The organism is Chloroflexota bacterium (genome assembly GCA_018648225.1).
Lineage (GTDB): Bacteria > Chloroflexota > Anaerolineae > Anaerolineales > UBA11858 > NIOZ-UU35.
The window spans coordinates 3,452-28,559 of the sequence record JABGRQ010000084.1 but is presented as its reverse complement, the minus strand read 5'-3'; the positions used below and the strand labels follow the sequence as shown (position 1 = coordinate 28,559).

Sequence of the window (25,108 nt, the reverse complement as noted above, 5' to 3'; positions counted from 1 at the left end):
GGGGCTAATCTGCGCCCCCCGGGGCAAGATGTCTGCAAGGGGGATACCGTACTCACCCCTGGGCGGCGTTTGCGCCCGCAAGATATTGGGGTGCTGGCAATGCTGGGGGCTTCGCAAATCCCTGTTTTTCGGCAGCCACGCGCGGGAATTCTATCTCCCGGCGATGAGCTTTTGCCGCCCGGCGCGCCCATCGAACCCGGAAAAATCTACGATGCGAATTCGTATGTTTTGCGCGGGCTGGTTACTCAGACAGGTGGCCTGGCGCTGCCCCTGGGCATTATCCCCGATGATTTCGCGGCTGTGCGCCAAAGCCTGGATGAAGCGATTGAGAACGGGGTGGATTTTTTGCTCTCCAGTGGTGGAGTGAGTGTGGGCGCTTTCGATTTTGTGCGCGCAGTTTTGGAACAAGCCGGCGAGTTGACGTTGTGGCGTGTTAACATGCGTCCGGGAAAGCCGCTGGCGTTTGGCCGGTATCGGGGCGTGCCTTATTTTGGTTTGCCGGGGAATCCGGTTTCGGCGTATGTGGGCTTTCAGGTTTTTGTCAAACCTGCGCTGATTAAAATGATGGGTTTGCCGCAAGCGCCGCGCCTGACGCGGCAAGTGCGCCTGTTGGAAGCTATCGAGTCGGATGGGCGCGAGAGTTATTTGCGAGCTTTTGCGGTTAGAGAAGTTGAGGGTTGGACGGCGAGTCTCACCGGGCATCAGGGATCAGGGAATTTACGCTCATTGGTGCAGGCTAATGCGCTGGTGATTGTGCCCGCGGGTGTAAAATATATTCCGGCGGGTTCTCAGGCTGAGGCCTGGTTTTTTGATGGATTGTAATTTGTAGAGATGTACGTGGTCATTCCGAGCGCAGCGAGCGCAGCGAGGAATCCCTCTGAAGCGGGTTGATTCATCACTTGCATAGGCACTTTTCAACATTCCGGTTAAGGGATTCTTCACTCCGCTGCGCTCCGTTCAGAATGACGCGTGTTCAAGCTTTTGTTGACGATTACAAAAAATCCGTGAAAATCTGCCTGATTCGCGTTATCCGCGGTCTATTTTTGAACCTCGGGATGCAAATGTTCGGTAGAAAAGTTTTGATTAGCATTTCGCCATTAGGGTTTCTAACGGCCGTTCCCAGAGATCCAAAATCGGTAGTTGCGTAATTTTGCAGTTTTATGGTACGCTTATGAAAGTCAGGGTTTATGCAAGCCGTTGGAAAAAATTTGCATGGGTCCTAAAGATACAAGCAGGAGATAAGCCCTGAAGAATGAGGAGAGAATGACTTATGCCGAAGATTCGCTGTCTTTACACAGGATGTGTTTATCTGGAGAAGGGTTATTGCACCGCTCCGATGGTGAATATGGATCCTGATGAAGGCTGCCTTACCTTCACTCAGCTCGATGATCCGTTTGAAGATAATAGTTGGGAAGAAGAACTTGAAGGTTTTGAAGAGTGGGATGAAGACGAAGCAGACGATTTTGAAGAAGATGATGACTGGCTCGATGACGATGATTTTTAGTTAATAGCGCAATAAATTTATTTTTCAAGCCGTGCCTGTAAGGGCACGGCTTTTTTTATTTGGTTCCGAAAAAGGATGTACGGGTTACGAAGTAACCCGTACATCCTTTTTCGGGTAATTCATTTCAATTCTTTTAAAATCGCCAGCGTCTCTGCTTTGCCACCAGAACCAGCTTCGCCGCCGGGGCCAACGCACGAAGGGCAGCCGTCGGCACAAATGCACTGCTCGATGACTTCGCAGGCCGCGGCCAGTAATTCGCCATGGCGCTCAAATAGTTGTTGGCTAAAGCCGATGCCCGCGGGGATCATCTCGTAAATTACTACACTTGGGCGCCCATCGGCGAAGGCTGCTTTTGGATCGCTGTGCTGGCCCAGGTCGCGCGTATCACACATCAGGAATAGCGGCGCAATCTGCCCCAATACATAACTCAATCCGGCCAAACCGCTGCGCACGCGCACAGCGCTTTCGGCGCGTTGGTGGCAGGCCGGACACAGTGTGACTAAATTTTCCAGCCGGTTAGCCTGCCAGGGTGTGTCAAACGTCCTGAAGGGTATTTTATGGTGCACATGCAAACCTTGTGTATCAGAGCGTGTACCGCACACCCGGCAAGTATGCTCGTCGCGAGCTAATGCCGCGGCGCGCTGCCGAGGCCACTCGGCGCCATAATCGTTGGGGTCATTGCGCCACAAACCAGCCGCGCGTAAACGTTCCACGCTGTCTTCCTCCAGGCTGATCCAGTACCCGGCAGTATGCAGGCGCGCGGGTGGCAAATCCAGTTCGTGAAAACCCAGTTTTTCCAGGCTTTCCCAGCGCAGCATCTGATACCCGCTGACGGTTGAGATCACAGCGAGTTCCCCGTTGGCTTTCTCTCCCCATGCTTCACGCCGCGCCTCCCGCAATGCTAATAATTGCACTTCAGTCTCGGTGCGCGGGCGCGTGAAATAATCCACCGCCGCAGGCTGCATCAAGGCGCGGTGCTGTTCCAAATCCAGCGTTTCCACCAGATACGGTTCACCTTCATGCAAATATACGGCCCCAGGATGTACCATCCAGCAGGCTGCTTCGCCATCCACATCCCCGATGGTGGTGGGTGGCTCCGTAGCCGTGTTGAGCAGGTGAACGCTCTGTGCCGAGGCGCTGCGCAGCGAAATTTCTGCCGAGGGATAGCCTTCGCCAAGCCAAAAGTACTTTTCGTTGGATTGATGCAGATTTCCGCCTTGATGCAGGAGCTCCAAAATCTCTGTAACCTGGGCAGGGTCGGCATGCCCGAAGGATTCATTCGTCTCGAAAGGCAACTCGAAAGCCGCGCATTGCAGATGATTCAGCAAAATCAGCAAATTGTCGGCCTGGATCAGGGCGCGCTCCGGGTTGCGTCCGAAGAAATAATCCGGATGGCGCGCCAGAAATTGATCGGCGGGGCTGGGCGAAGCCACCAGTATCGAGAGAGAAGTCTCCAGGCCGCGACCGGCGCGACCGGCCTGCTGCCAGCTTCCGGCAATTGTGCCCGGGTATCCAGCCTGGATCGTGGCTCCCATTCCGCCGAGATCGAGGCCCAGTTCGAGGGCCGTGGTAGCCACCACAGTGCGCACGCTGCCTGAGCGCAAGCCCTGTTCAATTTCACGACGATGGGCGGGCAGGTAGCCGCTGCGATAGGCGCGGATCGCCTGCGGTGTGTTCTCGCCGATGCGAGTGGCCAGAAAGCGCAGCAGCACTTCAACCGTGCGGCGCGTGCGCCCGAACAGAATCGTCTGGATGCCGTAGGTGTACACATCTTCGGCCAGGCGCACGCTCTCGGCAAGCATACTGGCGCGCAGGCCCAAATCTTCATCCACGATGGGGGGATTGTAGATCAAAAAATGCTTGGGACCGCGCCCTGAACCATCATTGTCGAGTAGAGTCAGCGGGGCTTCGATCAGCTTTTCGGCGAGTTGGCGCGGATTGCCAATCGTGGCTGAGGTGAGTATAAACTGCGGCTGCGCGCCGTAAAAGTTGGCGATGCGTTTCAGCCGCCGGATGACGTTGGCAATATGCGAGCCGAATACACCGCGGTAGATATGCATTTCGTCAATCACAATGAAGCGCAGATTGGCGAAAAAATCCGCCCAGGAGGCGTGGCGCGGCAAAATCCCAATGTGCAGCATATCGGGGTTGCTGATGATGAGCCGCGAATTTTTGCGGATGGCAGGGCGGGCGCTTTGCGAGGTGTCGCCGTCGTAGGTAGCCGGGGTAATCGGCGCGTCGGGTTGTGGAATTTGCGCCAATAGGCCGCTCAGCCCGGCGAGTTGGTCTTGCGCCAGGGCTTTGGTGGGGAAGAGATACAGGGCGCGACTTTCCGGGTTGCGCAACAGCGCATCCAGCACGGGCAAGTTATAGGCCAGGGTTTTTCCGCTGGCGGTATCGGTTGCCAGGGCCAGGTTAGCACCAACGCGAATTTGTTCCCAGGCCTGCGCCTGATGGCTGTATAACGCCCGGATGCCGCTGGCGCGTAGCGCCTCGCCCAAGGCGGGATGCAGATCGGCGGGGAAGGGTTCAAAGCGCGGCTGCCGGGCGGGGATAGTTTCCCAGGCGGTGATATTTCCACCGAGGGTCACGTCGCTGCGCCAGCGGCTGAGCAGGCTGGTGATGGCGCTGGTTGTAGTTGTCATGGAAAAATGTGAATGCTGGCCGGGTCAATTTGAATATAGGCTTTGTCTCCGGGGTTCAGGCCAAGACGCGCCAGTTTTGGGGTGGAGATACGGATTTCGAGATCGGGTTTTTGGTCGGGCACGCGCACGCTCAGGCGGTGTTCAGGGCCGAAATCTTCATCATCCAGGATGCGCGCGGGCAGGGTATTTTCTTGACCGGAATCGGCTTTGAGCAAACGGATCGCCTCGGGGCGGATGCCTACCTCTGGGGTTGCGTTGCGCTGGCCTGCTTGGGGAGCAGGAAAAACCTCGAGGTTGTATGCACCCCATTGCAGGGTTTTTGCATCTAAAATGCGCATAGGCAATATATTATTCATGCCAACAATGCGCGCTGTTGCGGGGCTGGTGGGTCGTTGCATAATTTCGTCTTTTGGCCCAGCCTGACACATTTTGCCCTGGTCGAGGATAACAAGCTGGCTGGCGAGGCTGTTGGCCTCGCTGAGGTTGTGTGTGACCAGCAAGATGGGTACATTGAAGCGTTGCGGGATTGTGCGTAATTCGGCGCGCAGTTTTTGGCGCAAAGATTCTTCGATGGCAGCCAGGGGCTCATCCATGAGCAGAATAGCCGGGTTGGGGGCCAGGGCACGCGCCAGGGCAACGCGTTGCTGCTGTCCGCCAGAAAGTTCGCCAGGGCGGCGGTGGGCGAAGTCGGCGAGTTGCATCAATTCGAGAAGTTCGTGAGCGCGCTGATGACGGGCGTGGCGGGGATGGGGGAGCAAACCATAGGCGATATTCTCGGCAATGCTGAGGTGGGGGAATAGAGCGTAATTTTGTGGCACGTAACCGAGGTTGCGTTTTTGCGGCGGCAGGTTGATATTTTGTTGCGCGTCGAAGAGGGTGCGTTGGCCGAGACGGATGATGCCTTGCTGCGGGGTAATTAGCCCGGCGATGGCGCGCAGGATGGTGCTTTTCCCGGCTCCGGAGGGACCGAAAATAGCGATGATTTCATCTTGCGCCTGGAAGTTGGCTTGCAGGTGAAAGTTTTCGACCATCAGGTCGATGGTAACGGCGAGTTTGTGGGGCTTCATTTGGCGGTATTTCTCTAACGCTAGGACGCGAAGGGGCAAGGGCGCAAAGAAAAATATCTAAAACTTTGCGCCTTTGCGTTAAATTATGTTCGGGCTGAGATACGATTTGTTAGCAGGCGAATACTGACTAGCAATACAATTGCTGCGCTAGTGAGCAACAGCGAGAGCTGATTTGCCCGATCAGTTTCTCCGGCTTGCACGGCATCATAGATGGCGATGGGCAATGTTTGCGTCTGACCGGGGATGTTCCCGGCGATCATCAATGTGGCGCCAAATTCACCCAGAGCGCGGGCAAAGGCCAGCACAATTCCTGCCAGTACGCCGCGCCATGCCAGTGGCAGGGTAATCGTTAGAAAAATGGCGAGGGGGGCGCGTCCCAGTGTGCGGGCGACATCCAATAGTTCGGATGGAACAGATTCAATCGCTGCCCGCGCCGATTGCGTCACCAGTGGTAGGGCAACGATGCTGGCGGCTACCACGGCGCCACCCCAGGTAAATGTTAAATGGATGCCAAGGTTGCCGAGCCAACTACCCAGGGTAGAACGCTGGCTGAGGGTAATCAGCAGGTAATAGCCCAAAACTGTTGGCGGTAGTACTAATGGAAGGTTGATTATCCCATCGATTAGATGCCAGAACAGACCCTGTTTGTGCGCCAGAAGGGATGCCAGTGTAATGCCGCCAATGGCAGCGAGCAGGGCAGACAGTGCAGCAACGCGTAAGGAGAGTAGCAGAGGCATGGTCAAGGTGTTGAAATGGGGGTCAGGCCGTGTTGGGCGAGGATTGCCTGGCCCTGTGGGCTGAATAGAAATTGGATAAATTGGTCGGCTTGCGGAGTATTTGGGCTTTCCGCGAGGATACCTGCTCCATGAGCGACAGGCTCGTATCGTGCCCTGTCAAGAGAGATAATCGTCAGCGTGGAATTTTGCAATAGTGAGTTGGGCAGGATGCCCGCCGGAATTTCGCCGCTCTCAATATATTGTAACGACTGCCGCACGCTTTCGCCAAAAACGAGCTGCTCTTCGAGCTGCGTCCATAGTCCGGCATTTTCAAGTATAGCTTGGGCCGCGCTTCCATAAGGCGCGATCTTGGGGTTAGCGATTGTGAAGCGATCAATGGGATTACTGCTGAGGTCATTTAACGACTGGATATCCATGCCGCTATCTGGGGCGATGACCAGGCTGACCTCGCCGTAAGCAAAGACAACTTGACTTTCCGATGTGATGAAACCCTGCGTAGCCAGTTCGTGGATGCGGGTTGTATCGGCGGCGGCGAAAATATCAAACGGCGCGCCGTTGCGAATTTGTTCAGCCAAAGTTCCTGTGGCGGCGTAGGAAAATGTTACCGGGATGCCGGTTTGAGCAGTAAAAGCGCTGCCGATTTCGTTGAAGGCATTATTCAGGCTGGCTGCCGCGGCAATAGTAAGCCTCTGCGATGCAGGCGCAGGTTGGCAGGCCGTGAAAATCGCCGCACCCCAAATCATCAGAGAAAAGCACACTAAACGGGGATTCATCGGATGCTACTTCCGTTAAATCTGGAAAGCCCCAAAAATAAAAGCCTTGCGGTGGAGTACCAGCAAGGCCTTTATCATTTGCCTGAAAGGACGATGCCAGTCAAGCGAATATGCAGGGTCAGGCTTTGGGTTCTTCTTTTTCGGCGCTGTTTTCTTCAGCGCCATCATCGGCTTGTAGCCCTTTGCGAAACGCACGGATGCCGCCACCAAGTTCACCGGCGATTTTTCCAATGCGGCCAACGCCGAAGAGTAAAATGACGATTATTAATATAATAATCAGTTCTGTGGGACCTAAGTTCATGGTAAGTACTCCTGATCAGATAAACTCTGTTAGTATGCAAGGGCAAGGCTAAGTGTACAATGAATTCGATGAAAAATCAATGTGTGGACGGCGGCTATTGACGGAAAGCGGGAACCTCAGTAAAATTCGCTGTGTTGTACGGACTGCCGCCCAATTCTGGCGGCTTTTTTAACGGAGGATACCATGTCTGAGCAAGAGCATATTCAAGAACAAGATTCGCCTCTCGCTGCCGAGAACCACCCGCAGGTGGAGAATATTCGTGCTGATGTGGTTAATTTTTCCAACGCTTCCGCCGGGATCATTCAAGCTGATTTAGTACGTATGCGTCAGAGCGGTGCAGAAAATGTCAATGCCCAGGAAGTTGAAATTCGACAAGGCGGCGTTGGCAGCATCGAGGCGGAAAATGTACACATCATTCAGGGTGGCGCCGGGGCTGTGAAGTCGGAGCGGGTTGACGTGGCTCAAGGCGGCGTTGGTGTTGTCAGCGCCGATCAGCTACAGGTTGTTGAAGGTGGTGTAGGAATTGCGTACGTCAATACTGCTACGCTGCAAGATACCCAGGCGGGGGTCGTGATCGCTCGTACTGTGCAGGCTGATAAACTCCGCACGGGCGTGTTACTTGCCAGCCAGGTCGAAGGCGATGTTGAAACCATCCTGGATACACCGCGGGCGATGTTGGCGGGCCTTACAGCTGGCGCTACCATCGGATTGGTGCTGTGGGTTGGACAACTTGTCAGCAGGCGGCGTTCATAAATTGTAAATTACCTGATTTCAATACGAAGCCAGGTTTTTAATTTTGATATGGAGATTGTCCATCATCCGGACGGCACTCCAAATAAATTATTGCGAGGAGCGAGGGTAACCTGAATGGTTCGGGTGAGAGGCGCTCCGAGGAAGGATAATATGTCTGAACAAATTGTATTAGAAGCCACTCGTCGAGAATTGATCGGCAAGCAGGTGAAGCAGTTGCGCCGTGAAGGTAAGCTGCCCGCTGTCGTTTACGGCTATGGCGTAGATTCGACCCCTATCTTGCTCGACTTGCGCGAAACAAGCCGTATCCTGAAGAACACCAGTGTATCCACACTCATCAATCTCAAAGTGGATGATGCAGAACACAACGTGCTGGTACGTGAAGTTCAAAAAGGTATTCTCAGCCGCGCGATCACGCATATTGATTTCCAGGCGATTGCCATGAATGTCCTCGTCCGCACGCAAGTTCCATTGGTCGTGCTTTCCGATGATGTCCCGGCGGTGAATGATTTTGATGCCATGCTGAATATCGGCGTTGATTCAATCGAAATCGAATGTTTGCCTCGAAATTTGCCCGACCAAATTGAAGTAGACGCCTCAGTTCTCCTAAGTATTGGCGATAGCATTACCGTTGCCGACCTCGTGCTGCCCGAAGGTGTCGCCGTCATGGACGATCCCGAAACGATGCTGGTATTTGCATCTTCACAGCAGACCCTTGAGGAGCCGGAAGAGGAAGTTGACGAATTTGGCGATGAACTCGTTGAAGGCGAACCCGAAGTCCTTGAAAAAGGTAAGGGCGACGAAGAAGCCGAAGAGTAATCTGAACCCAAAACATCCCGCGGCATTCTCGCGGGATGTTTTTATTTAACCTGCCATGCACAATATTAAATTATGGAAATTGGGCAGCCTACTGTTGGGGTTGGTCTGGCTGATAACGGGGTGTGATACAGCTCCCCAGGTGGATTCTGCACAACCCACACCTACCCTGGAAGCGACTCCTGAAGATTTGCCCCTCGAGATGATTCAAGTGGGGCAGGTGCGGCAATGGGCTATTGGGGCAAATGCCAGTTCATCGTATGCCGATCCGGAATGGGGGAGCGAACAAGTTATTGGAGCGCCAAATACGACGCGTTGCGGTGATTTTCAGACCGCATGGGCTTCATCGGGCAGCGATTCTCACGAGTGGCTGGAAGTCGAGTTTGAAACGCCGCTTTATGTGACCGCGGTCAACATTGTTCAGAGCTTTAACCCCAACCAGATTAGTAAAGTTGAATTACTCGATGCCTTCGGGCGGATGGAAATAATTTACGAAAGCGCGCCTTTTCAGGTGACGCAACCCTGCCCATATACTTTGGCGATTCCGATCTCGCTAACCGCGCAACGCTATACGATCGTGCGCATCACAATCGATCAGGCTATTTTGGGGTTGGGGTGGAATCAAATTGACGCTGTAGAATTAGTTGGCGAGACGGAGTAGGGCGTTAGTTGTAGCGTTCCTCGGGGGTCGCTAACCCCAGAGCTTCCAGGAGCAGCACCATCATCCGCGCGCTGGCTCCCCACAACATTTCCCCATCATAATCCGAAAAATAAATCACCGGGATTGGTTTGCCTTGTTGCTGAATCTGACGCACCTGTGCATTGCGGTTGGTCGGGTCGGCGAGCCAATCCAGCGGAATCGAAAAAATGCGGCTAACTTCCTCGGGCTGTGGACGCACGTCATACGGCCAGGGCATTACCCCGACGATGGGCGTGACGCGATAGTTGGTGATGGTGAGCATATCTCGCAGGCGGCCTAAAATTTGAACATCTTGACGCCGCAAGCCCACTTCTTCATGAGCTTCACGGAGAGCCGCGTTTTCAATATCCGGATCATTGGGGTCGCAGCGTCCGCCAGGGAAAGCCACCTGGCCTCCGTGGCGATCCTGGGGGTGCAATGATCGTCGAATCAGGAGTACATGCCAGCCCTGTTCTGTGCAAAACAAGGGCATTAAAACCGCCGCCGGTGTTGGGGGGGCAGTTTGTAACCCATGTGGATAGGGGTTTTCAGGGGGCAAGCTGGGGTCCAGCGCCTTTGCCAGGCTTTGTTCGATTTGAGTTTGGGTGAGTTGCATGGTGCGTTGTGTATCCGTTAATCAATTGAACGCAAAGGCGCAACGAAGCGAAGCCGCAAAGTGTGTTTATTTTTTCTTTCACATTTTCGGCTCATTGCATTATTATTCTGCGTGTATTGCTATGCCGCAGTACGGACATTCGGCAGTATGCGGGTTGAGCCACTCGATTTCGTTGGGCTTTAGCGGCCCGCCGCACGCAGTGCAGGTGATGGGCAATTGCCTGTTAGGCGCGCTACGGGTTGATGTTTCGGCAAGTTCAGTGTTAGCAGGCATTGTTTCTTGCAGCCAGTTTTCGAGTTCTTTTGCCAGATCGGCATGTCCAAATTGTTGTAATTCATCCACGGCGCGGCTGCCCGTTTGCTGGAACTGTCCCCAGAGCTGACTGCCCGCGTAAATTTGCAAGCCTTGCTGGAGCAGGCCGAAGCCTTGCTTTGTTGCGCCAGCCAGAATATAGGCGCGCCCCGCCTGAAGATAAAGCCGCGGGGCCTGACGCATCAATCCCCGATCGTGTGCGGCGCGCGCCACGCGCTCAAAAATATCTCCGGCGTTAGCATAGTCGCCAATTTCCATCAGGCGGTGGGCGCGCTGCAGGGAGCGATGAGCGCGGTTTTCGAGGGGGGGGCGGTGTAGCGGGCGTGGCCCTTTGGGGGCAAATCGTCTACGGCGAGGCATAATTCCTCCGTTTCATTATTGCTCAGGCTTGCGTCTTTGCAGAAAAATTCAGCAAAAAGGGTGTGTAGACACACCCTTTTTGCGATGAAACTTCGCTTATATGTGTTTTTTGAAAAAATCCGTGATTGTGTTATAGCAAATCACGCGGTTCTCAAATTTGAGCACATCGTGGCCTTCATTTTCGAACATCAAATATTCAATTTCTTTGCCTATCGAGCGCAAATGTTCAACCAGATCGCACGATTCTTGTTCAACAACGCGCGGGTCGTTCTTGCCCTGGATCACCAACATCGGCGCGCCCAGATTTTCAATATACGTGCGCGGTGAGCGCTCCACCAGTAATGCGCGCTCTTCGGGGATATCGGGATCACCCAGCGCGATTTTGAAATAAGGCTTCCAGGTTTCAGGGATGCGCTCGCCGAAAGTCAGCAGGTCATACGGCCCGAACATATCGCAGGATGCGGCCCAAAGCTCGGGGTGGCGTGCCGCTAAAGTGAGGGTCATATAACCCCCATAGGAACGACCTACCACCGCGGCGCGTTTGGTATCCAGCCGCGGGTCATTGGGCAGCACTTTTGTCATCGCGTGGACGTGGTCGAGACGATCGTCGCCGCCCCAGTCGCGATCCACTTTTTTAGTATATTCCAGGCCATAGCCTGTAGAGCCGCGCACATTGGGGACGAAAACCGCGAATCCGTTCAGCGTAAGAAACTGGATCAATGGCATAGAGAACCAGGCAAAATCGGGGCGCTCCTGGGCTTGCGGCCCCCCGTGGACATAATAGACCAGCGGGTAGGGGGCTTCAAACCCTAAGGTTTCGTTGGGCAGGTAGAGACGTGCTGAAGCGCGCAGCCCATCAAAGGAAGTGAACGAAGCATCTTCGCCGGGGGAGAGCAGCGTTTCGGGAATGCCCAGTGTGCGCTCCTGGGTATGCTGGATGGTCGCGTAGGAGTTGCCGTCGATGGTGTAAACTTGGGTTGGTGAGGTAGCTGTAGAGTATGAGAGCGCGTAGCTCTGGGTGGCCTTTTCGTAGCTGAGATGTTCCAGTACACCATTACTGATATGGCTATGCCCGAGGAGTACTTTTTCAAGTTTAATACGCATTGCAGAAAAATCGAAACGGCCTTCATACACCCAATCGGCACCATCGATATTATAGCCCAGCAAGAAGCGATTTCCCTTGATGTGTTGGAAATTTTCTAACTCGCCCACGCCTTTATGAACAGTGTCCCCAATCTTCACCGGTTGAGCCTGATTGGGGTTGTCGAGGGCGATATAGCATAAATCGCCCGTGTCTTCAAAAAGCGTGGACGAAATTAACAGGCCGCTTTCCTCATTGACGAAATATCCGTAGCCCAGACCCGTGAGTGGGTACGCGGTGCCCGGCTGGCGTTCTTCGAGCGGTGTGCCATAAAGCGGGCGAATTTCGCCTTTCTCCCACAGAGAGAGCACATGATCGCCGACGGTATACCCCTCGAGCAGGGCGATTTTGCTGTGGTCGGCATTGACCGCGGCCACATGCGCTCCGTAGGCGCTGGCGTGCAGTTTGGCAATTTCTCCGGTGGTGAGATTAACCCGCAGGGCGTAGTTCATGGCCTCTTTGTTGCTGGCCGCATGGAGATAGATCAGATTTTCATCGGGGTCGCTTTTCAGCAAGAAGAAATGATGATCCGCGTAGAACGAGTCAAACGCCGGTTCAGGGTATCCGCCTTCAATTGGGATCAGCATAGGCTTGTAGTCTTCGTCGCCGTCATTGTCAATCATCACCAGAATTTTCCCCAGTTTTGGGAACACCTTGAAGCTATTTCCGATGAGATGCGGGTTTTGCAGGGCGATTTGCGGTGGCAGCAAGGGCTGCGGGACGCTGCCGCTTTTCTCCATGCTGTACAGGCTGAGGTGCCCGCTGAGATTGCTGATGAAGAAGATTTTCTCCCCGACGCTTTCAGGGTAAATGAAGAGACGTGCTGAGAGAAACGATTCGATTTTGTACATGGTGTGGATGATCCTTTGCTTAATGGGTAGTGGTCTTGTCCGAGAGGCTAAGCCAATATCCGAAGCTGAGTGTAACTAAACTGCCCACGGCGGCCATCCCCAGACGGAGTGGTCCCAGGCTGAGAAAGTTCCAATTTTGCACAGCCCCGGCGCTATGCCCACCCCAGAAGCCGATCCAGGCAAGCAGCAGATAGAGCAATAATCGCCCAGGCCCGCCGCCGCGCCATAAATGAAAGAGCGAGCCGATTAGGCTGGAGAGCAGAATGCCGATGAGTAAACTGGGGAGTGTCATGGAGTTAGTATATCATTTTGGGCCAACGTGTTCTATATGATGTTGATGGAACGCAGTTCTTTGAGAAAATACTCGCGATCATCATCTTTGGCGATGGAATGTCCGGTCATTTCGGCCATTTCGAGGTAGCCGCGCGCGTTGGCAATATCGCCAGAGACGGCGCTGGCGCGCGCCAGGGCCTCGTAGGCAAAAGCGAGATCGAAATCGCCTAAATTGTGTTTTTCACACAGGTTCAGACAAAATTTGGCATATTTAAAACTCATCACGCCAAAGCCCAGCAGCGCGTAGACACGTGAAATTTGCCAGTCGCCGCGCGCAAAGTTGAGCGGCGTGCCGATCTGCCCCCAATGATAGCGCGAAGCGTGCGCCAGATGGATCATTTCGATATTTTCTTCGGGTGTGCGGTCGGGTTTGTCGAGCAAATTCCAGACTTGGTTGAAGCAGGATACCGCAAATTTGCGATGTTCTTCTGGTGTTGAGGATTGGGTCATCATATTTACCTTCATAGTGAATTGTTTTCAGACCTCGGAGACTTTCAAAATCTCCGAGGTCTTTGATTTACTCAATGATTCCGCCCCCCAGGCAAACTTCGCCCACATAGAAAACTGCCGCCTGACCGGGCGTGATGTCGCGCAGGTTTTCGTCAAATTGAATGTGGACGCGGTCATCATTCAGCGGGGTGACTGTGCCCCAGGCCGGGTGCGCTTTATAACGAATCTTGATCTCAGCCCGGATGGGTTTAGCGGGCGCGATGCCAGTAATCCAGTTGACGTTGTGGGCGTGAAGTTCATTTTGCCCTAGTTCATCCACCGTCCCGACGACCAGCGCGTTGCGAGCTGCATCTTTGCGGATCACATATAACGGCTGTGGTGCGGCAATGCCCAGACCGCGGCGTTGTCCAATCGTATAGAAGGCCAGTCCGTTGTGCTGGCCGAGTTCTTCATCGGCCCGGCTCAAAATTGGGCCGGGCGTGGCGATGCCGGGGGCATTACGGATCAGAAAATCGCTGTAGGTGCCATTGCCGAGAAAACATAAATCCTGGCTGTCGGAGCGTTCCGCTACGGGTAGCCCAAACTCGCGCGCCATCTGGCGCACTTCGGGTTTGGTATATGCTCCCAGCGGAAACATGGCATGTGCGAGCTTTTTCTGGTTGAGTACGTGTAGCACATAGGATTGGTCTTTGTTGGCATCCACGGCTTTTAGTAACTCAATACGGCCGACGACGGACGACGGATGACGGGTATTTTCCGTCCTCACGCGCGCATAATGCCCTGTTGCCATGAACTCTGCTCCCAGAGCCAGGGCGCGCTGCAACAAAAATTCCCAGCGGATACGACGATTGCACAGCAAACAAGGGTTTGGCGTGATGCCATCAGCGTAACTGTCGATGAAATATTGCACCACGGTAGCGCGGAACACGTCTTTGGCATCTACGGCGTAAAAGGGAATGTCGAGTTGGGCGGCCATGCGCCGCGCCAGGTTCATCGCGTCAATCGTGCAACAACGGTTCTCAGCCTCGCTGCCGGGTTCGCTCCACAGGCGCATCATCATGCCAATTACTTCATACCCCTGCGCCTTGAGCAACGCGGCGGCTACAGAGCTATCTACCCCCCCGGACATGGCAACAACGATTTTGGTCATAGTACGTGAAATCGAACGCAAAATACGCGGATCCAACAGATATTTGCGGATATTTGTAGATTCAATCCGCGCAAATCCATCCAATCCGTGTCATCCGCGTCCCATTATTGTTCTCGATTGTTTGACGAGGCGCGGCAAAACGTTTAAAAAGGATTTGAGATCTTCCGCGGTGGAATCCCGTCCCAGGGTGACGCGTAACGAACCCAGCCCCCAGTTGCGCGGCAGCCCCAAAGCGGTCAGCACACCCGAAGGTGCCGGATTGCCCGTTTTGCACGCCGAACCCGAAGAGCAGGCGAAGCCTTCTACATCCAGCATCATCAACAGATTATTGCCATCCACACCCTCAAAGACAAAACTGGCATGGTTAGACAGACGCTCCACGGGGTGTCCGGTCAATTTCGCATCCGGAATTTCTTCCAGCACCGTGCCGATCATATGATCTCGTAGTGCACTGAGTTGCGCCTGATGCGCGACCAGATGGTTCTGTGCCAATTTGAAAGCCTCGGCCATGCCGACGATATAGGGCACATTTTGTGTTCCCGCACGCAGGCCGAATTCCTGCGAGCCGCCGGTCTGACTGGGGTGCAGGCGCGTGCCTGCGCGCACGTACAAGGCCCCAACGCCCTTTGGCCCGTAGAACTTGTGCGCCCCGAGGGAGAGCAAATCTACATTGAGGGCACTCACGCTAATCGGCAGGTGCGCCGCTCCCTGCACGGAATCGCTATGAAAAATTACGCCGCGGGCGCGGCAAATATCCCCGATTTCAGCAATCGGGTTGATCGTGCCGATTTCATTGTTGGCATGAATCACCGATACGATAGCTGTATCCTCGCGCAGAAGCCGCGCCACATCACCGGGATTCACACGTCCGAATTCATCGATGGGCAAATATTCCAACTCAAAGCCGAAGAGCGTCGCCAATTGTTCAGCAGTTTGTGATACCGCGTGATGTTCCACCGGGCTGATGAGTATATGCCGGGCTTCGCGTTGCTCGCGCGCAGCCCAGGCCGCGCCGCGCAGCGCCAGGTTATCACTTTCGGAACCACATGATGTAAAAATAACTTCGTGCGGTTGGCAGCCAATTAGAGCAGCGATCATTTCTCGCGCGGTCTCGACGGCATTGTCGGCTCTTTGCCCGTAGCGATGCACCGAAGAAGGGTTGCCAAACTCGGTCGAGAAATAGGGCAGCATCACATTCAGCACTTGTGGATGCAATGGTGTCGTAGCGGCATAATCAAGATATATTCTATTCATAATGGGCACAAATTATAGCATGTTCTTTTTCCCGAAACTCAAACCTCAACGTCCCAATCTGCATCCCCTTTGATATAATACCCTCGCCAGACACTTGATAATATGATTTATTATCGAGCCACATCAATCGTGGCATGTTATTACATTCGTGTTATATCGACACGCTTGCACGACAATCAGAACTGTGCGATTTTGGCGGTTAGAAATTGAGTGATATATAATTTGAAATTTGGAGGACTTATGTCTCAGGTGATTAAATTTGGTACTGATGGATGGCGCGGCAGAATTGCAGATGATTACACCTTTGCCAATGTGCGGCGCTGTACACAGGGCTTTGCAACCTACTTGTTGAAATATGGGCACAAAGATAAATGGGTGATCGTTGGCCACGATAAGCGGTTTCATGGTGAAAATTTTGCCGTCACCGTTGCTGAAGTTCTGGCGGGCAATGGCCTGCGCGTGTATCTCACCAATGGCTCTTCGCCAACCCCCGTGATTTCCTATTCCGTCATTGCGAAAAAAGCTGTCGGCGCAGTCAATGTGACGGCTTCACACAATCCCTACACGGATAACGGTTTCAAAGTGCGTGACGAAAATGGCGGGGCGATTGCCCCCGAAGGCTTAAAAGAAATTGAAGCATTTATTCCGAATACAGAAGAAGAAGCCGCCCGAATACCCATTGCTGAAGCCGAAGCAAAAGGCCTGGTGGTACGCTTTGATCCCGACCCTGACTATATCAAACACATTCAAACCCTGATCGACCTGCAACCGATTAAAGATGCGGGTCTCAAAGTTTTGGTAGACCCCATGTGGGGCAACGGTGCAGGCTGGTTCCCGCGTTTGTTGGGCGGCGGCAAAACTGAAATTATCGAAATTCATAATGTGCGCAATCCCATCTTCCCCGAGATGAGCCGCCCAGAACCGATTCCGCCGAATGTGGATGTTGGGCTGGCTGCCACCCTCGAGCATAATGCCGACGTGCTCATCATCAACGATGGCGACGCCGACCGCGTCGGCATTGGCGATGAAAACGGGCAGTTCATCGATCAATTGCGTGCCTTTGGGATGTTGGCCTATTACCTGCTTGAAGTGCGCGGCGAGCGTGGCCCAATTGTCAAGACAATTTCCACTACCAAGATGCTCAACAAACTGGCCGCCATCTATGATGTTCCCGTTTATGAAACTGGCGTAGGTTTTAAATTTGTGGCCCCAAAAATGCTCGAAACCCAGGCGCTCATCGGCGGCGAAGAATCGGGCGGCTATGCCTTTCGCGGGCACGTTCCCGAACGAGATGGCATCCTGGCCGGTTTGTTTATGCTCGATATGATGGTCAAGCTTCAGCGCAAGCCCTCCGAAATCCTTGAACTGCTTTTTAGCAAAGTTGGCGGGCACTATTACGACCGCGTGGACACCCCCTTCAAAGGCGAGCGTCAGGAAAAAATCGACAATATTCTTGCCGCCAACCCCGAAACACTGGGTGGCCTAAAAGTCATCGGCCTGGTGACGATTGACGGGTACCAGTTCCAACTTGAAGATGGCGGCTGGTTGCTGATCCGCTTCTCAGGCACCGAGCCGATTATCCGAGTATATTGCGAAACCACGCATCAAGACAAAGTGCAGGCTATTTTGCAAGACGGTCTGAAAATTGCTGGAATCGAATAACGCTATGACGTACTAACGTGCTGACCGACACACATTGCCATTTGTACTTTGACTCGTATGATGAAGACCGCGCCGCGGTGCTGGCTCGAGCCTGGGAGGCGGGCGTGGAGCGTATCCTGGTTCCGGGCATCGATCTGGAATCCAGCCGCGCGGCGATAGCGCTAGCTGAAGAATTCCCGCAGGTTTACGCGGCTGTAGGCATACACCCCAATTCAGCAACCACTTGGGATACAGCCACGCTCGACGCTCTGACTCAGTTGGCCGCGCATCCCAAAGTTGTTGCAATTGGCGAAATTGGCCTGGATTATTACCGCGATCGAGCCCCGCGCGACCTTCAGCGCCAGGTCTTTCGGGAGCAGGTATCCCTTGCGGGGCGGTTAAAGCTTCCGATAGTTGTCCACACCCGCAATCAAAGTCCCGAACAGCGGGCCTGTTTGCAGGATGCTCTTCAAATCTTGGTAGAATTTCGCTCCCTGCTTCCGATTGAACGTCCCGGCGTTGTCCACTCATTTTCCGGAAACCAGGCCGAAACACAACGTGCATTGGAAGCTGGATTTTATATTGGTTGTACCGGGCCTGTAACCTTCAAAAGTGCCCACGAATTGCGTCGTGTTGTCGCTTCAGTTCCGCTCGATCGTTTGCTCATCGAAACGGATGGCCCGTTTCTAACACCTCGTCCGTACCGCGGCAAACGAAATGAACCGGCTTTTGTTGCGTATGTGGCTGAGAAAATCGGCCAGATATTTGATACGCCTTTAGATGAAATCAATCAGGCTACAGCCGCAAACGCAAGGCGATTATTTCAATGGAGTAATTGATTGAGTACGAATTTTTTTACGCTTGTTGAAGACCAGATCTCCCAAGTAGAAGTGCTGATGAAAGCCCAGGTAAACGGGCATCATCCGCATTTGCAGGTTGTATTGGAGCATTTGGTTTCGTCGGGGGGCAAACGTGTTCGCCCGGCAGTTGCCCTGCTGACCGGTGGAATGCTCCATGCCGACGGCGACAGGTTGCTCAAGTTAGCCGGATCAATTGAGATGTTGCATACAGCCACACTGGTGCATGACGATTTGATTGATGGGTCATTGTTGCGGCGCGGTATTCCTACGTTGAATGCACAGTGGTCGCCCGCGGCCACCGTTTTAGCCGGTGATTATATCTTTGCCCGTGCGGCTGCAATGGCTGCACAAACCGATTCAATTGATGTTATGCAGCTATTTGCAGAAACGTTGGCAACAATTGTAAACGGCGAAATTATTCAGATGTTTACTAGCCGGGGGATCGCCAGCCGGGAAGATTATTATCAGCGCATCTATGCCAAAACAGCATCGATGTTTGTGTTAGCGACGGAATCAGCGGCCTTGCTTGGTGGTGTGGATGACGATGTAGTTTTGGCAGTACGCCAGTATGGTTATGAAATTGGTATGGCGTTTCAGATTGTGGACGATATTCTTGATTTTACAGGGAGTCAATCTGCTGTTGGGAAGCCGGTTGCCAGCGATCTACGCCAGGGTTTGGTGACCTTGCCAGCAATTTATTACCAGGAAAGCCATCCGGATGACGAAGATATGGCTGCCGTATTGCGCGGCGAATATAATCACGATGCCCGTATGATGCGGCTGGTCGCGGCGATTCGCGCGAGCGGCGCGATTAAAAAAGCGCTCGACGAAGCGCGTGAATTTGTTGAGCGTGGTTTGAAGATGCTTGAAAATATCCCCGATAGTATTGAACGCCAGGCATTATTTGAAATTGGTTCGTATATTGTCGATCGAGATGTATAGGCTTTCACGCAAAAGAAGAAACAGGCCGCTGCCATGCAGCGGCCTGTTTCTTCTTTTGCGCAGTAATATAAATTTATTGGGTTGTTGGCAGGTTGAAATAATTATACACCGCCCTGGAAAGTTGCCCAACCAATGATGATGATGAATCCCAGATCAGTTGATCGGGATGGTACATGAAAATTACCAGCACATAATCACCACCGCTGGTGAAGATCAGCCCGGCATCCCCAATCAGATTAATGATGCCGTCATTTGTTACCCACCCATGTTTATGCGCGATTTGTGTGCCTTCGGGGATGCCAGCTTCCAGCAGTGAGGGCATTTTATTCTGCGTGAGATAGGCAATCATAGTGTCGCATTCGGTTTGCGTGATTTCTGTCGGGAAAACAGCGGTCAGCGCGCCACCGCCGGTTTGCGCACACTGATATAAATCGGCCAGTAACATGCCCATTTCGGAGGGAGTGGTCTGGTTGTAAACATCGGGATTGGTATTAACATCGGCACGTGAATTCGCGGGGGTTGTGAAAAGGTCCAGCACTGGCGCGCCCAAGTAAAAATGCCCGGCCAGGAAAGTGTTTTCTAGCCCGAGGGCTTGCAAATCATCGGTGACAGCCAAAGGGGCGCGGTTGGCGTCAATCACACGTTGTATCAACCAGTCAGCCGATTCATTGCCGGATTCAATAATCATTTTTTCAATCAGATTGGCTGTTTCGGCATCGGGCACTTCGTCAATATGGCGGTATGTCGAAATTAGAATGGGGATTTTAATAATACTGGCTGTCGTAAAAGCGATATCAACGGGTTCAACCGAGTATTCAATGCCTTGCTGGTAGGCAAAGTGAATCTCATTCGTGGTTTGTAGATCGAGCATATAAACCCCAATCAGCCCTTCGAATTCAGCCAGACCAATCGTCTGCTTCATCAAAATGCCCAGATTTTCAAGCGAGGGCCGCGGGGGTAAAGATCGACCGAGGGGCAGCGTAACAACTCGCTGCTGGGTGGAGAAAAGTGCATTCTCAATCGGGAAGATGGAGCGTTCAACATCGAGTTCGGTGCCTAATTCTCCGGGTTGAAAATCTACGGAACCAGCAACCGGCACTGGAGCCGAGGGGGGTTCGTCATACCGGGGGGCCAAATCTTCCTCGAGGTAGATTCTCAGCCGCTCTTCAGAATAGGATGCTCTGAGGGGAATCTCCGCTCCTGTGGCAGTACGCCCCCAGAGATAATCCCAAAATGCCAGCCAAAAAGTCACCCGTGTGCGTTCCAGATCGGCAGCGGCGAGCATACTTTCAAGATCAAGTTCAAAGCCAACCACGGATGGGTCCAGATGGATAATATCCTCTTTATAGCGAAGTTCGACGGGAAGATTATAAATTTCAAGCAGTCGTTGAGCTGATGTTTGGCGGGTTAATCCGCTAACTGGCACATCTGCGATGGTCATCCCGGCGGGAAAAACGGCCCGTAATCGGCTAAATGAGGCTATTTGCAGTGTGGCCAGGCCAATTGCAAAGAAAATCATAAAAATTGAAATCCAGCGGAGTGCTGAAAAATTTCTTCGGTTGCGCATGAGGGGATTCTATCACAGGTGCTGAATATGTAAAATTACCCCGGAAATGGGTATCTTCTGTACTATGAAATTAGCGTTGACTACTATATGATTTATTGGTGGTTTTGCGAAAACCTAGTGTTATCGTAACAATTCAGGCCGAAACTTTTACAGGAGAAGTTTACATATGCTGCGATCTTTATTAATATATCTTTCGAAAGCTGAATGGGCGCGACGGATTGTGACGCGGTGGCCGATTGCCTGGCGGGTTGCTGGGCGTTTTGTTGCCGGCGAGACCCCTGACGATGCGATTCGCGCGATAAAGATTCTTAATGAAAAGGGCATTTGTGCCACGCTGGATCACTTGGGTGAAAATGTAACCAGTGTGGGTGAAGCACGCCAGGCGACTGAAGATGTGCTGCACATCCTCGATGAAATTGACCGTACGGGGGTCAAATCGGGCGTATCCATTAAACTCAGCCAGATTGGTCTGCTGCTCGATGTGGCCGAATGCGAAATTAATTTACGCCGCATTGTAGAGCGGGCAAAATCGTACGAGAATTTTATCCGTATCGACATGGAAGATTCGCCCTTTACGGATATAACCCTGGAGTTATTTCGCAAATTGCGCGCCGAAGGTTATACAGATACCGTGGGGATCGTTGTCCAGGCTTATTTTTATCGCACCGAAGAAGATATTCGCCAGTTGATGGAAGAAAAAGCACGCGTGCGTTTATGTAAAGGAGCCTACAAAGAGCCGCCGGAAATTGCCTTCCCGAAGAAAGCGGATGTTGATATAAATTTTGATAAGCTAACGAAGATGTTGATTGATGGCGCAGCCAAAGCTGGTTTGCCGCGCGTTACTGAATGTGGCCGCTTCCCCCCTATCCCTGCGATTGCCAGTCATGATGAAGCGCGCATCATCTTTGCGAAGCAATATGCTAAAGATGTAAATTTCCCCAAAGATGGCCTGGAATTTCAGATGTTAAACGGCATTCGCCGCGATTTGCAGGAACAACTGGCCGCCGAAGGGTATCCGGTGCGCGTGTATGTGCCTTATGGCACGGAATGGTATCCCTATTTTGTGCGCCGCCTGGCCGAACGTCCGGCGAATCTCTGGTTCTTTATCGCTAATTTCCTACGAGGATGAGTTGATATTTAAATAAAAAAGAGCGGCGCTACAAGCGCCGCTCTTTTTTATTTGTTAAAGCCATTATTTTGTGTAAAACTGTCGCCTGATTTTCCGCTTCCTGGTGCGGCAGCGAAATTCTGAATGCCGATCACGTCAATAGTACAGGCAACCCGCACGCTGGCGTTAAAGCCATCGGGGAGATTGGCAATATCGGGCGCATAATACGAGCGGGATGAGTGTGCTGGCATGGAGAAATCATCGATTTTAGCTTCGGGCACCCCGGTAAAATGGATTTCGCAAATACCATCGGCATCGCTGATGTTGGAGATAAAGAATCCGCCGGAGAATACGCCATCTACATTGCGCGGCACTTGCGGGAAATAAACAGTCTTGGTCTCCGATCCGGCAGGAATGGCGCTGTAGGTTGAGCCTTGCCCAATGCGCTCCGCCGGAACAGGGTTGCCGTCATTATCGGCGGGATTGCCGCGATTATCTTCATTAATGATCGCCACGATACTGGCTGCCGGATTATTAGCCTGGATAACGGCGTTGCCAAAACGCTGGCTCACCGGGAACGCATCCACTGCGTTCGTGGGTGCAATATCGGGCATATATAATACTAAAGCGGCGCTGGGGCTGATTTCAGCAGACTGGTAGGAATAGGCTTCTCCGCCGAAGTTGAAATCAATCGTAATGCTTGTGGCCGTGTCGCTGACATTTTGTATAGTGATGCCGCTGTTGTAGCCATAGAAGCGGCGCACCACGCGCGGCGCATATAATTTTGTCGCGCCGCCGCTCAGGCCGTTGTAGCTATGAAATTGTGATGTTCCTGCATCTGCGCCGCTGTTGTAAAAATTGATCACCATCCCGATTTGCGCCTCTGCCGGATTGCTGACGCGCACTTTAGCCGCGCCCACAAACTGATCGGGCAGATTCGCATTTTGATCCTGATAAATAATCACATTACTGTATCCGGCGATGGTCATTGTTTCAGTGGCGGTGGGTAGGTCGTTACCGGTTTTGTCTTTGTAGGTAACCTCAATGGTGATCTCATGCCCGGCGGCATTTTGCACCGAAAAATAAGAATTCCAACCATAATAATTCTTCATTACCTGAGGTGCATACATTGCCGAAGCGATCTCGTTCTCGCCCAGGCCTGAACTGCTGGCGATGCGGTAAGGATCAGCACTGGTGCCTGTGCCGGTGGTTTCTGAATTAACAGTGCAAACGACACTTCTGGACGAAGTCACCACCACGCTGCCCAGAAAATCTTCGGGGACGCCCAGATTGCCATCGGCAACAGCATAATTTTGGCTGCCTCCCGCTGGGATACTGGCCGAATACGTTGCGCTGGCCGTGCTGCTGCCCTGCGCGTAGAATGTTAGCGTGATTTCTGCGGGATTGGCGGCATCCAGATTTTGGCAGGCGATGGTGCTGGTCCAGTCTCCGGCGGGGCCTTGCGCGGCGGCGGCTGATGTAAGCAGCACGATACCCGTGATTGCAAAAATGGCAATGAGAACTTTTTTCATCATAACTACCCTCGAAAAAGAAGCTGATCTGTGATGATCTTCAAAATCGTACTTTATTATTATACGGCATGGAAAGCTTTTGGTCACGCCGCGATTTGCTCGTAGAGCGCCAGTGTTTGCCGGGCATCATTCACATTACGATAGTGAGCGCCAACTTCTATGGCGGCTTGTTGCAGGGCTGCCAATCGAGCTGGATTATCCAGCAACTCATCCAGCGCCTCCGTGATTTGGATAGCATTCGGCTCATCTACCAGCATGGCAGCTCCGGCTGTAACTTCAGGTAATGCGCCCACGCGCCCGGCGATCAGCGCTGCGCCACAGGCCATGGCTTCCGCCGCCACCAGCCCAAAGCCTTCGTGCAACGAAGGCATCACCACGGCCTGGGCTCCGCTATAGAGCATTGGCAGTGCTTCATCGGGCAGCGCGCCGGTGAAGTGTACCCGCCCGGTGAGTTCCAGAGTTTCAATCATCTCGCCCAGGCCGCGCGCCGGGGTTTTGGCGTATTCTTGTCCAACGATAACCAGCGCGCCGCGGTATCGGCTTTGTGCAAAAGCATGGATCAACGCGCCAATATTATTCTTGCGATCCATGCGCCCGACATGCAGCACATATTCCCGCGGGAGGCTGTAATGCTGCCGGATTTCAGCAATCTGCTCCGGTGTAGCTGGTTGAAAACGCGCCCCCACTGAGGGGTAGATCACGCTGATTTTTGCAGGATCCAGCCCAAAGTGAGTCTGCGCGTCCTGCGCGGTGGCACGCGAAATCGCAATCACACGCCGCGCCTTTTTTAGCGTTAGCGGCTGAATCCGCCGCCAGTACCACGCATCAATTCGCGGCACCAGTTCGGGATGTAGCAGCGTGGTCAGGTCGTAAAGCGTCACCAGGCTGGGTTTGCGGGTCATCAAGCCCAGGTTTTTGGCGAAGTGGATGCCATTGCAACCCCGACTAATAATTGGCAAGCTAACCTGTGCCAGTATGCGCGCCAGAAAGCGATTTTCAACTGGCAAGATGATTTGTTGCAGGTTTCTTGCCAGCAGGCCGGGTTCGGGGCGCGTCAGCAGCACGCGGTATTGGTTGTGCGGGTCGATCGCCAGCAGGTTTTGCAGCAGGTTGAGCGTGGCGGTGCGCCCGCCGCCATAGTTGTGTATGCCCAGGGCTTCGATGAGAATTCTCATATTTGTGGTTTTCTGGCGATAGCAAAAATATCATTGCAAAAGATGGTTTTAACGATGGGGAGCCGCGTGAGAAGGCGCTGGATGGCGCGCACCCGCGGGTTGGATTCGTGTTCGAAGGTCTGGACGTTCGCCAGCCAAACCCGCGGCCTGAATCCGTTGTGGCGAAGTGTTTTCTGCAATTGAAGCGGATTCTGCTCATTGACGTGCAAATATGCGTGTTCCCAGCGGGAGTGAGGGTCTTTTGGGAATTTATGCCCTCGCAACCCTTGCACCCAGCGATAGAGTGGATACCCCCAGCGGTAATACCACGTATTTGGCATGGTGTGGATGATAAGCCGCCCACTCGGTTTGAGGGTTCTGTTTACTTCTTGGAGGGTGCGGTCGAGTTGATGGGGCGTGAGGTGCTCAACAACATCCAGCATGAAGATTACATCGAATTGCGTCGAACCAAAGGGCAGCGTTTGTGCGTCGGTTTGCTGAAAGGCCAGGTTTGGTATTTGGGGAAGTTGTCGAGTGAGTTTCAGGGCTTCGGGCGCGTAATCCA

The 25,108-nt window shown here is 53.2% G+C and carries 25 protein-coding genes; 9 read left to right on the top strand and 16 right to left on the bottom strand.

What is annotated here, in order from left to right; genetic code table 11:
- On the top strand, positions 1-822 hold an 822-nt coding region (locus HN413_07575), incomplete at its 5' end, for a molybdopterin molybdotransferase MoeA (protein ID MBT3390255.1).
- A gap of 448 nt (positions 823-1,270) precedes the next feature.
- A complete protein-coding gene (locus HN413_07570; protein MBT3390254.1) occupies positions 1,271-1,504 on the top strand; it encodes a hypothetical protein in 234 nt (77 codons plus the stop codon).
- Positions 1,505-1,623: 119 nt separating this feature from the next.
- On the opposite strand, the gene HN413_07565 is transcribed toward HN413_07570, so the two are convergent.
- The 5 genes from HN413_07565 to HN413_07545 all read right to left on the bottom strand — a co-directional run bounded on the left by HN413_07565 (position 1,624) and on the right by HN413_07545 (position 7,027).
- The gene (locus tag HN413_07565; protein MBT3390253.1) at positions 1,624-4,149 is read right to left on the bottom strand and encodes a DEAD/DEAH box helicase; all 2,526 of its coding nucleotides are present in this window, start codon (positions 4,147-4,149) and stop codon (positions 1,624-1,626) included.
- Positions 4,146-5,216, bottom strand: a complete 1,071-nt coding sequence (locus HN413_07560) for an ATP-binding cassette domain-containing protein (protein ID MBT3390252.1) — start codon at positions 5,214-5,216, stop codon at positions 4,146-4,148. The genes HN413_07565 and HN413_07560 overlap by 4 nt, the downstream gene beginning before the upstream one ends.
- A gap of 83 nt (positions 5,217-5,299) precedes the next feature.
- Positions 5,300-5,953 (bottom strand): molybdate ABC transporter permease subunit, encoded by a 654-nt coding sequence (modB, locus tag HN413_07555; GenBank protein ID MBT3390251.1) that lies wholly within the window; start codon positions 5,951-5,953, stop codon positions 5,300-5,302.
- 2 nt (positions 5,954-5,955) lie between these two features.
- Positions 5,956-6,726 carry a molybdate ABC transporter substrate-binding protein gene (modA, locus tag HN413_07550; protein MBT3390250.1) on the bottom strand — a complete coding sequence of 257 codons (771 nt, stop codon included), beginning with the start codon at positions 6,724-6,726 and terminating at the stop codon, positions 5,956-5,958.
- 118 nt (positions 6,727-6,844) lie between these two features.
- Positions 6,845-7,027 (bottom strand): twin-arginine translocase TatA/TatE family subunit, encoded by a 183-nt coding sequence (locus HN413_07545; protein ID MBT3390249.1) that lies wholly within the window; start codon positions 7,025-7,027, stop codon positions 6,845-6,847.
- A 183-nt stretch (positions 7,028-7,210) separates the two neighbouring features.
- On the opposite strand from HN413_07545, the gene HN413_07540 reads away from it, so the two are divergent.
- The 3 genes from HN413_07540 to HN413_07530 all read left to right on the top strand — a co-directional run bounded on the left by HN413_07540 (position 7,211) and on the right by HN413_07530 (position 9,254).
- The gene (locus HN413_07540) at positions 7,211-7,780 is read left to right on the top strand and encodes a hypothetical protein (GenBank protein ID MBT3390248.1); all 570 of its coding nucleotides are present in this window, start codon (positions 7,211-7,213) and stop codon (positions 7,778-7,780) included.
- 150 nt (positions 7,781-7,930) lie between these two features.
- On the top strand, positions 7,931-8,596 hold the full coding sequence (locus tag HN413_07535) for a 50S ribosomal protein L25 (protein ID MBT3390247.1): 666 nt from the start codon (positions 7,931-7,933) through the stop codon (positions 8,594-8,596).
- Positions 8,597-8,651: 55 nt separating this feature from the next.
- Entirely contained in the window at positions 8,652-9,254 is a 603-nt protein-coding gene (locus tag HN413_07530) for a hypothetical protein (GenBank protein MBT3390246.1), read from the top strand.
- Positions 9,255-9,258: 4 nt separating this feature from the next.
- Here the strand turns inward: HN413_07530 and HN413_07525 are convergent, their stop codons facing one another.
- From HN413_07525 to HN413_07495, 7 genes are all read right to left on the bottom strand, one after another.
- Positions 9,259-9,888 (bottom strand): CoA pyrophosphatase, encoded by a 630-nt coding sequence (locus HN413_07525; protein MBT3390245.1) that lies wholly within the window; start codon positions 9,886-9,888, stop codon positions 9,259-9,261.
- 102 nt (positions 9,889-9,990) lie between these two features.
- Positions 9,991-10,560: a hypothetical protein gene (locus HN413_07520; GenBank protein ID MBT3390244.1), complete on the bottom strand. Its 570-nt coding sequence runs from the start codon at positions 10,558-10,560 to the stop codon at positions 9,991-9,993.
- Positions 10,561-10,656: 96 nt separating this feature from the next.
- Positions 10,657-12,552: a prolyl oligopeptidase family serine peptidase gene (locus HN413_07515; GenBank protein ID MBT3390243.1), complete on the bottom strand. Its 1,896-nt coding sequence runs from the start codon at positions 12,550-12,552 to the stop codon at positions 10,657-10,659.
- 19 nt (positions 12,553-12,571) lie between these two features.
- A complete protein-coding gene (locus tag HN413_07510) occupies positions 12,572-12,844 on the bottom strand; it encodes a hypothetical protein (GenBank protein MBT3390242.1) in 273 nt (90 codons plus the stop codon).
- A gap of 32 nt (positions 12,845-12,876) precedes the next feature.
- Complete coding sequence (locus tag HN413_07505; GenBank protein ID MBT3390241.1) at positions 12,877-13,338, bottom strand: hypothetical protein; 462 nt, start codon at positions 13,336-13,338, stop codon at positions 12,877-12,879.
- A 64-nt stretch (positions 13,339-13,402) separates the two neighbouring features.
- Complete coding sequence (gene mnmA, locus HN413_07500) at positions 13,403-14,485, bottom strand: tRNA 2-thiouridine(34) synthase MnmA (protein MBT3390240.1); 1,083 nt, start codon at positions 14,483-14,485, stop codon at positions 13,403-13,405.
- A gap of 90 nt (positions 14,486-14,575) precedes the next feature.
- The gene (locus HN413_07495) at positions 14,576-15,739 is read right to left on the bottom strand and encodes a cysteine desulfurase (protein MBT3390239.1); all 1,164 of its coding nucleotides are present in this window, start codon (positions 15,737-15,739) and stop codon (positions 14,576-14,578) included.
- 240 nt (positions 15,740-15,979) lie between these two features.
- On the opposite strand from HN413_07495, the gene HN413_07490 reads away from it, so the two are divergent.
- From HN413_07490 to HN413_07480, 3 genes are read left to right on the top strand one after another with little or no spacing between them, the layout of a single operon-like run.
- On the top strand, positions 15,980-17,401 hold the full coding sequence (locus HN413_07490) for a phosphoglucomutase/phosphomannomutase family protein (protein ID MBT3390238.1): 1,422 nt from the start codon (positions 15,980-15,982) through the stop codon (positions 17,399-17,401).
- A 17-nt stretch (positions 17,402-17,418) separates the two neighbouring features.
- Positions 17,419-18,219 (top strand): TatD family hydrolase, encoded by an 801-nt coding sequence (locus tag HN413_07485; GenBank protein MBT3390237.1) that lies wholly within the window; start codon positions 17,419-17,421, stop codon positions 18,217-18,219.
- On the top strand, positions 18,220-19,182 hold the full coding sequence (locus tag HN413_07480; protein MBT3390236.1) for a polyprenyl synthetase family protein: 963 nt from the start codon (positions 18,220-18,222) through the stop codon (positions 19,180-19,182).
- 73 nt (positions 19,183-19,255) lie between these two features.
- On the opposite strand, the gene HN413_07475 is transcribed toward HN413_07480, so the two are convergent.
- A complete protein-coding gene (locus HN413_07475) occupies positions 19,256-20,701 on the bottom strand; it encodes a hypothetical protein (GenBank protein ID MBT3390235.1) in 1,446 nt (481 codons plus the stop codon).
- A gap of 214 nt (positions 20,702-20,915) precedes the next feature.
- On the opposite strand from HN413_07475, the gene HN413_07470 reads away from it, so the two are divergent.
- Positions 20,916-21,878, top strand: coding sequence for a proline dehydrogenase (locus HN413_07470; GenBank protein ID MBT3390234.1), 963 nt, complete (start codon positions 20,916-20,918; stop codon positions 21,876-21,878).
- 47 nt (positions 21,879-21,925) lie between these two features.
- Here the strand turns inward: HN413_07470 and HN413_07465 are convergent, their stop codons facing one another.
- The 3 genes from HN413_07465 to HN413_07455 form a co-directional block, all read right to left on the bottom strand.
- Entirely contained in the window at positions 21,926-23,392 is a 1,467-nt protein-coding gene (locus HN413_07465) for a hypothetical protein (GenBank protein MBT3390233.1), read from the bottom strand.
- Positions 23,393-23,472: 80 nt separating this feature from the next.
- Entirely contained in the window at positions 23,473-24,564 is a 1,092-nt protein-coding gene (locus tag HN413_07460; GenBank protein MBT3390232.1) for a glycosyltransferase family 4 protein, read from the bottom strand.
- On the bottom strand, positions 24,561-25,108 hold a 548-nt coding region (locus HN413_07455; protein ID MBT3390231.1), incomplete at its 5' end, for a methyltransferase domain-containing protein. The genes HN413_07460 and HN413_07455, both read right to left, overlap by 4 nt.